Raw genomic sequence first — 6165 nt, forward strand, 5'->3', positions numbered from 1 at the left:
CCCTCCCCCCCCCCTCCCCCCCCTCCCCCCCCGCCCCCCCCCCCCCCCCCCCCCCCCCCCCCCCCCCCCCTCCCCCCCTCCTCCCCCCCCCCCCCCCCCCCCCCCCCCCCCCTCGGCCGTGTTCGCGCACTCAGGCGCCGGTGACCTCCACCGCGGCCAGGTTCTTCTTGCCGCGGCGCAGCACCAGCCAGCGCCCGTGCAACAGGTCCTCCGGGGCGGCGACCGCGTCCTCGGCGGTGACCTTCGCGTTGTTCACGTAGGCACCGCCCTCCTTCACCGTCCGGCGGGCGGCGGACTTGCTGGCGACCAGGCCCGTCTCGGCGAACAGGTCCACGACCGGGCCCAGCTCGGCGACCCGGGCGTGCGGCAGCTCGGAGAGGGCCGCGGCCAGCGTGGCCTCGTCCAGCTCCGCGAGCTCGCCCTGTCCGAACAGCGCCTTCGACGCCGCGATCACGGCGGCGCACTGGTCCGCGCCGTGCACCAGCGTGGTCAGCTCCTCCGCCAGCGCACGCTGGGCGGCCCGCGCCTGCGGACGCTCCGCGGTCTGCGCCTCCAGCTCCTCCAGCTCCTCACGGGACTTGAAGGACAGGATCCGCATGTAGGTGGAGATGTCCCGGTCGTCCACGTTCAGCCAGAACTGGTAGAACGCGTAGGGGGTGGTCATCTCGGGGTCGAGCCAGACGGCCCCGCTCTCGGACTTGCCGAACTTGGTGCCGTCCGCCTTCACCATCAGCGGGGTCGCCATCGCGTGCACGTGCGCGCCCGGCTCCACCCGGTGGATCAGGTCGAGGCCCGCCGTCAGGTTGCCCCACTGGTCGGAGCCGCCCTGCTGGAGGGTGCAGCCGTAGCGGCGGTACAGCTCCAGGAAGTCCATGCCCTGGAGCAGCTGGTAGCTGAACTCCGTGTAGCTGATGCCCTGCTCGGAGTCCAGCCGCTTGGCGACCGAGTCCTTCGTCAGCATCTTGTTGACGCGGAAGTGCTTGCCGATGTCCCGCAGGAACTCGATGGCGGACAGGCCCGCCGTCCAGTCCAGGTTGTTCACCATGACCGCCGCGTTCTCGCCCTCGAAGGACAGGAACGGCTCGATCTGCGTGCGCAGCCGGTTCACCCAGTTCGCGACCGTCTCCGGGTCGTTCAGGGTGCGCTCCGCCGTCGGGCGCGGGTCACCGATCTGACCGGTGGCCCCGCCGACCAGCGCCAGCGGCCGGTGGCCGGCCTGCTGGAGCCGGCGCACGGTGAGCACCTGCACCAGGTGTCCCACGTGCAGGGAGGCCGCGGTCGGGTCGAAGCCGCAATAGAACGTGACGGGACCGTCCGCGAAGGCCTTGCGCAGCGCTTCTTCGTCAGTGGACTGGGCGAACAGCCCGCGCCACTTCAGTTCGTCGACGATGTCCGTCACGGTCTCTCGACTCCTTGCGAAATGTGGAAATGCCGAGCTCAGTCTAGGTGGATCAGACGCCCTTGCTGACCGAACTCATGTTGAAGTCCGGGATGCGGACAGGAGGCATCGCGGCCCGCGTGAACCAGTCGCCCCACTCGCGCGGAAGGGTCTTCTCGGTCCGCCCCGCCTCCGAGGCCCGCGACAGCAGGTCCACCGGCGACTCGTTGAACCGGAAGTTGTTGACCTCGCCCGTGACCTGCCCGTTCTCCACCAGGTACACCCCGTCCCGGGTCAGGCCCGTGAGCAGCAGTGTGGCCGGGTCGACCTCGCGGATGTACCAGAGGCAGGTCAGCAGCAGACCCCGCTCGGTGCCCGCCACCATCTCCTCCAGGGACTTCTCGCCGCCCCCGTCCAGGATCAGGTTCCCGAAGGCCGGCGAGAGCGGCAGCCCGGTCAGCGCGGCGCTGTGCCGGGTCGTGGTCAGCCGCGCCAGCTCCCCCTCGCGGATCCATTCCGTCGCCGGGACGGGCAGGCCGTTGTCGAAGACCGACGCGTCGTCGCCCGAGCTGTGCGCGATCACGAACGGCGCGGACTCCAGGCCCGGTGCGTTCGGGTCGCTGCGCAGGGTCAGCGGCAGGCGCGAGAGCCGCTCCCCGATCCGGGTGCCCCCGCCGGGCTTGGAGAAGACCGTCCGGCCCTCCGCCGCGTCCCGGGCCGCAGCCGACCACATCTGGTAGATCAGCAGGTCGGCCACCGCGGTCGGCGGCAGCAGGGTCTCGTACCGGCCGGCGGGCAGCTCGACCTTCCGTTCCGCCCAGCCCAGGCGTACGGCGAGCTCCGCGTCCAGGGCGGTCGGATCCACGTCCTTGAAGTCACGGGTGGCCCGGCCGGCCCAGGCCGAACGCAGCCGGTCCGGGGACTTGGCGTTGAGCTCCAGGGTTCCGTTCGGCTGGTCGTGGCGCAGCCGCAGCCCGGCCGAGGTGCCGACGTACGTGGAGGTCATCTCGTGGTTGGCGAAGCCGTACAGCTCGCGGCCGCCCGCGCGGGCCCGGGCGAAGGCCTCGCCGAGGGCCGGGGCGAAGTCGGCGAACACCGCCGAGGAGGTCTCGTCCGGCGCGTCGGTGAAGTCCGGGGAGGCGGGGGTCCCGGTCACCAGCGGCTGGGCGTCCTCGGCGGGCCCGGCCGCCCGCGCGGCCGCCTCGGCGGCCCGTACCAGCGGCTCCAGGTCGGCGGCGGTGACGGCGGAGCGCGAGACGACCCCCGAGGCCGTGCCCTCCGTGCCGTCGACCGTGGCGATGACCGTCAGGGTCCGGCCGCGGGTGACCCCGTTGGTGGTGAGCGCGTTGCCGGCCCAGCGCAGGTTGGCGCTGGACTCCTCGTCCGCGATGACGACGCAGCCGTCGGCGGTGGACAGCTCCAGGGCCCGCTCGACGATCTCGTGGGGCTTCGTGCGGTTCGGCGACATCAGCGTCCGGCCTCCTGGGTGGTGTTCAAGATGTTCACGTCGCGGAACAGGGCCGACGGGCAGCCGTGCGAGACCGCCGCGACCTGCCCCGGCTGGGCCTTGCCGCAGTTGAAGGCGCCGCCCAGGACGTAGGTCTGCGGGCCGCCGACCTTCTCCATCGAGCCCCAGAATTCGGTGGTCGTGGCCTGGTACGCGACGTCGCGCAGCTGCCCGGCCAGCCGGCCGTTCTCGATCCGGAAGAAGCGCTGCCCGGTGAACTGGAAGTTGTAACGCTGCATGTCGATGGACCAGGAGCGGTCCCCGACCACGTAGATCCCGCGCTCCACCCCGCCGATCAGGTCCTCGGTGGAGAGCCCGCCCGGATCCGGCTGGAGCGAGACGTTCGCCATCCGCTGGACCGGCACGTGCCCGGGGGAGTCGGCGTAGGCGCAGCCGTTGGAGCGGCCGAGGCCGGTCAGCCGGGCGATGCGCCGGTCGGTCTGGTAGCCGGTCAGGGTGCCGTCCTTGACCAGGTCCCAGCTCTGCGCCTCGACGCCCTCGTCGTCGTAGCCGATGGTGGCCAGGCCGTGCTCGGCGGTGCGGTCCCCGGTCACGTTCATGATCGAGGAGCCGTACTTGAGCGTGCCCAGCTGGTCGAAGGTGGCGAAGGAGGTCCCCGCGTACGCCGCCTCGTAGCCCAGCGCCCGGTCGAGCTCGGTGGCGTGGCCGATGGACTCGTGGATGGTGAGCCACAGGTTGGACGGGTCCACGACCAGGTCGTAGCGCCCGGCCTCGACGCCGGGGGCCCGCATCTTCTCCGCGAGGAGGGCGGGGATCTGCTCCAGCTCGGCGTCCCAGTCCCAGCCGGTGCCGGTCAGGTACTCCCAGCCGCGCCCGGCGGGCGGGGCGATGGTGCGCATGGAGTCGAACTCGCCGGTGGTGCCGTTGACGGCGACCGCGGTGAGCTGCGGGTGCAGGCGCACCCGCTGCTGGGTGGTGGAGGTGCCCGCGGTGTCGGCATAGAACTTGTTCTCGTGGACGGCGAGCAGCGAGGCGTCGACGTGCGCGACGCCCTCCGCCGCCAGCAGCCGTGCGCTCCAGTCGGCGAGCAGGGCCGACTTCTCGGCGTCCGGCACCTCGAAGGGGTTCACGTCGTAGGCGGAGATCCAGGTCTTGTCCGCGTGCACCGGCTCCTCGGCCAGCTCCACCCGCTCGTCGGAGCCGGCGGCCTTGATCACCTGCGCCGACAGCTTCGCCATGGCCACGGCCTGCGAGGCCACCTTGGCCGCGCCGTCCATGGTCAGGTCCACGCCGGAGGCGAAGCCCCAGCTGCCGCCGTGCACCACCCGGACCGCGTAACCGAGGTCGGTGGTGTCGGAGCCGCCGGAGGGCTTGGCGTCGCGCAGCCGCCAGGAGGCGCTGCGGATCCGCTCGAGCCGGAAGTCGGCGTGGTCGGCGCCCAGCGCGCGCGCCCGGGCGAGTGCCGCGTCGGCGAGGGCCCGCAGGGGCAGCGCGGTGAAAGCCGCGTCGATGGAATGGGGCACGGAAGTCCTCCCGGGGTCGGGGCCGGTCGCCCCGATCATGTCGCGCCCGGGGCCACTGTGCCTACCGCTTTCTGTAGGGACTCGACAGAGCCCGTCGCGAGGCCCTGTCGGAGCCCGATTCTCCGGATGACCGGCCCGGGCTATAGGTTTTTGCTATTCAGACCGCTAGGGAAAGGGTGATCCGTTGAGCCGCTCGGTTCTCGTCACCGGAGGAAACCGGGGCATCGGCCTCGCCATCGCCCGAGCCTTCGCAGAGGCCGGCGACAAGGTCGCCGTCACGTACCGCTCGGGAGAGCCCCCCCAGGAGCTCACCTCGCTCGGTGTGCTGGCGGTGCGCTGCGACATCACCGATTCCGAGCAGGTGGAGCAGGCCTACAAGGAGATCGAGGAGAAGCACGGCAACGTCGAGGTGCTGGTGGCCAACGCCGGCATCACCAAGGACACGCTGCTGATGCGGATGTCGGAGGAGGACTTCGCGTCCGTCGTCGACACCAACCTCACCGGCACCTTCCGGGTGGTCAAGCGCGCCAACCGCGGCATGCTCCGGGCCAAGAAGGGCCGCGTCGTCCTGATCTCCTCGGTCGTCGGCCTGCTGGGCTCGGCCGGCCAGGCCAACTACGCCGCCTCCAAGGCGGCCCTGGTGGGCTTCGCCCGCTCGCTCGCCCGCGAGCTGGGCTCCCGCAACATCACCTTCAACGTGGTCGCCCCCGGCTTCGTGGACACCGACATGACGAAGGTGCTCACCGACGAGCAGCGCGCGGCCATCGTGGCGAACGTGCCGCTCGCCCGCTACGCGCGGCCCGAGGAGATCGCGGCGGCCGTCAGCTTCCTGGCGTCCGACGACGCCGCGTACATCACAGGAGCCGTCATTCCCGTTGACGGCGGATTGGGCATGGGTCACTGATCACCATGAGCGGAATTCTCGAGGGCAAGCGCATCCTCATCACCGGGGTGCTGATGGAGTCGTCCATCGCTTTCCACACCGCCAAGCTGGCCCAGGAGCAGGGCGCCGAGGTCATCCTCACGGCGTTCCCGCGGCCGACGCTGACCGAGCGCATCGCCAAGAAGCTGCCCAAGCCGGTCAAGGTGATCGAGCTCGACGTCACCAACGACGAGCACCTGGCCCGTCTGGAGCAGCTCGTCCGTGACGAGCTCGGCGGCCTCGACGGGGTCGTGCACTCCATCGGCTTCGCCCCGCAGGACGCCCTCGGCGGCAACTTCCTGAACACGCCGTTCGAGTCGGTGGCCACCGCCATGCACGTCTCGGCGTTCTCGCTGAAGTCGCTGACCATGGCCTGCAAGCCGCTGTTCCCGGCGGAGGGCGCGGCCGTCGTCGGCCTCACCTTCGACGCGCAGTACGCCTGGCCGCAGTACGACTGGATGGGCCCGGCCAAGGCCGCCCTGGAGGCCACCAGCCGCTACCTCGCCCGCGACCTGGGCAAGGAGAACATCCGCTGCAACCTGGTCTCGGCCGGTCCGATCGGCTCGATGGCCGCCAAGTCCATCCCGGGCTTCTCGGAGCTGGCGGACGTCTGGAACTCCCGCTCGATGCTGGAGTGGGACATGAGCGACCCCGAGCCGGCGGGCAAGGGCGTCGTGGCCCTGCTGTCGGACTGGTTCCCGAAGACCACCGGCGAGATCGTCCACGTGGACGGCGGCCTGCACGCGATGGGTGCCTGACACCCGGACCGTCCCCCCGTACGGGGGGGGGGGGGGGGGGGGGGGGGGGGGGGGGGGGGGGGGGGGGGGGGGGGGGGGGGGGGGGGGGGGGGGGGGGGGGGGGGGGGGGGGGGGGG

The 6165-nt window shown here is 71.9% G+C and carries 5 protein-coding genes; 2 read left to right on the plus strand and 3 right to left on the minus strand.

The features are described from left to right. Nucleotides 1-130: 130 nt before the first annotated feature. The 3 genes from tyrS to ACZ4WZ_RS12090 are packed head-to-tail and all read right to left on the minus strand — an operon-like array spanning nucleotide 131 to nucleotide 4369. Complete coding sequence (tyrS, locus tag ACZ4WZ_RS12080) at nucleotides 131-1399, minus strand: tyrosine--tRNA ligase (protein WP_467888572.1); 1269 nt, start codon at nucleotides 1397-1399, stop codon at nucleotides 131-133. 52 nt (nucleotides 1400-1451) lie between these two features. Next, nucleotides 1452-2846 (minus strand): metallopeptidase TldD-related protein, encoded by a 1395-nt coding sequence (locus tag ACZ4WZ_RS12085; RefSeq protein WP_467888575.1) that lies wholly within the window; start codon nucleotides 2844-2846, stop codon nucleotides 1452-1454. Then, a complete protein-coding gene (locus ACZ4WZ_RS12090) occupies nucleotides 2846-4369 on the minus strand; it encodes a TldD/PmbA family protein (protein ID WP_467888578.1) in 1524 nt (507 codons plus the stop codon). The genes ACZ4WZ_RS12085 and ACZ4WZ_RS12090 overlap by 1 nt, the downstream gene beginning before the upstream one ends. 184 nt (nucleotides 4370-4553) lie before the next feature. Between ACZ4WZ_RS12090 and fabG the strand changes: the two genes are divergently transcribed. After that, a complete protein-coding gene (gene fabG / locus ACZ4WZ_RS12095; protein ID WP_467888581.1) occupies nucleotides 4554-5273 on the plus strand; it encodes a 3-oxoacyl-[acyl-carrier-protein] reductase in 720 nt (239 codons plus the stop codon). 5 nt (nucleotides 5274-5278) lie between these two features. Then, the gene (gene fabI / locus ACZ4WZ_RS12100; protein WP_467888584.1) at nucleotides 5279-6049 is read left to right on the plus strand and encodes an enoyl-ACP reductase FabI; all 771 of its coding nucleotides are present in this window, start codon (nucleotides 5279-5281) and stop codon (nucleotides 6047-6049) included. The last annotated feature ends 116 nt before the right edge of the window (nucleotides 6050-6165 follow it).

This window comes from Streptomyces sp. NPDC029122, assembly GCF_055569445.1.

What these genes read in the sequence shown, in the direction of transcription:
- ACZ4WZ_RS12085 (WP_467888575.1), bottom strand. Translation starts at nt 2,846, where the DNA reads ATGTCGCCGAACCGCACGAAGCCCCACGAGATCGTCGAGCGGGCCCTG.
- fabI (WP_467888584.1), top strand. Translation starts at nt 5,279, where the DNA reads ATGAGCGGAATTCTCGAGGGCAAGCGCATCCTCATCACCGGGGTGCTG.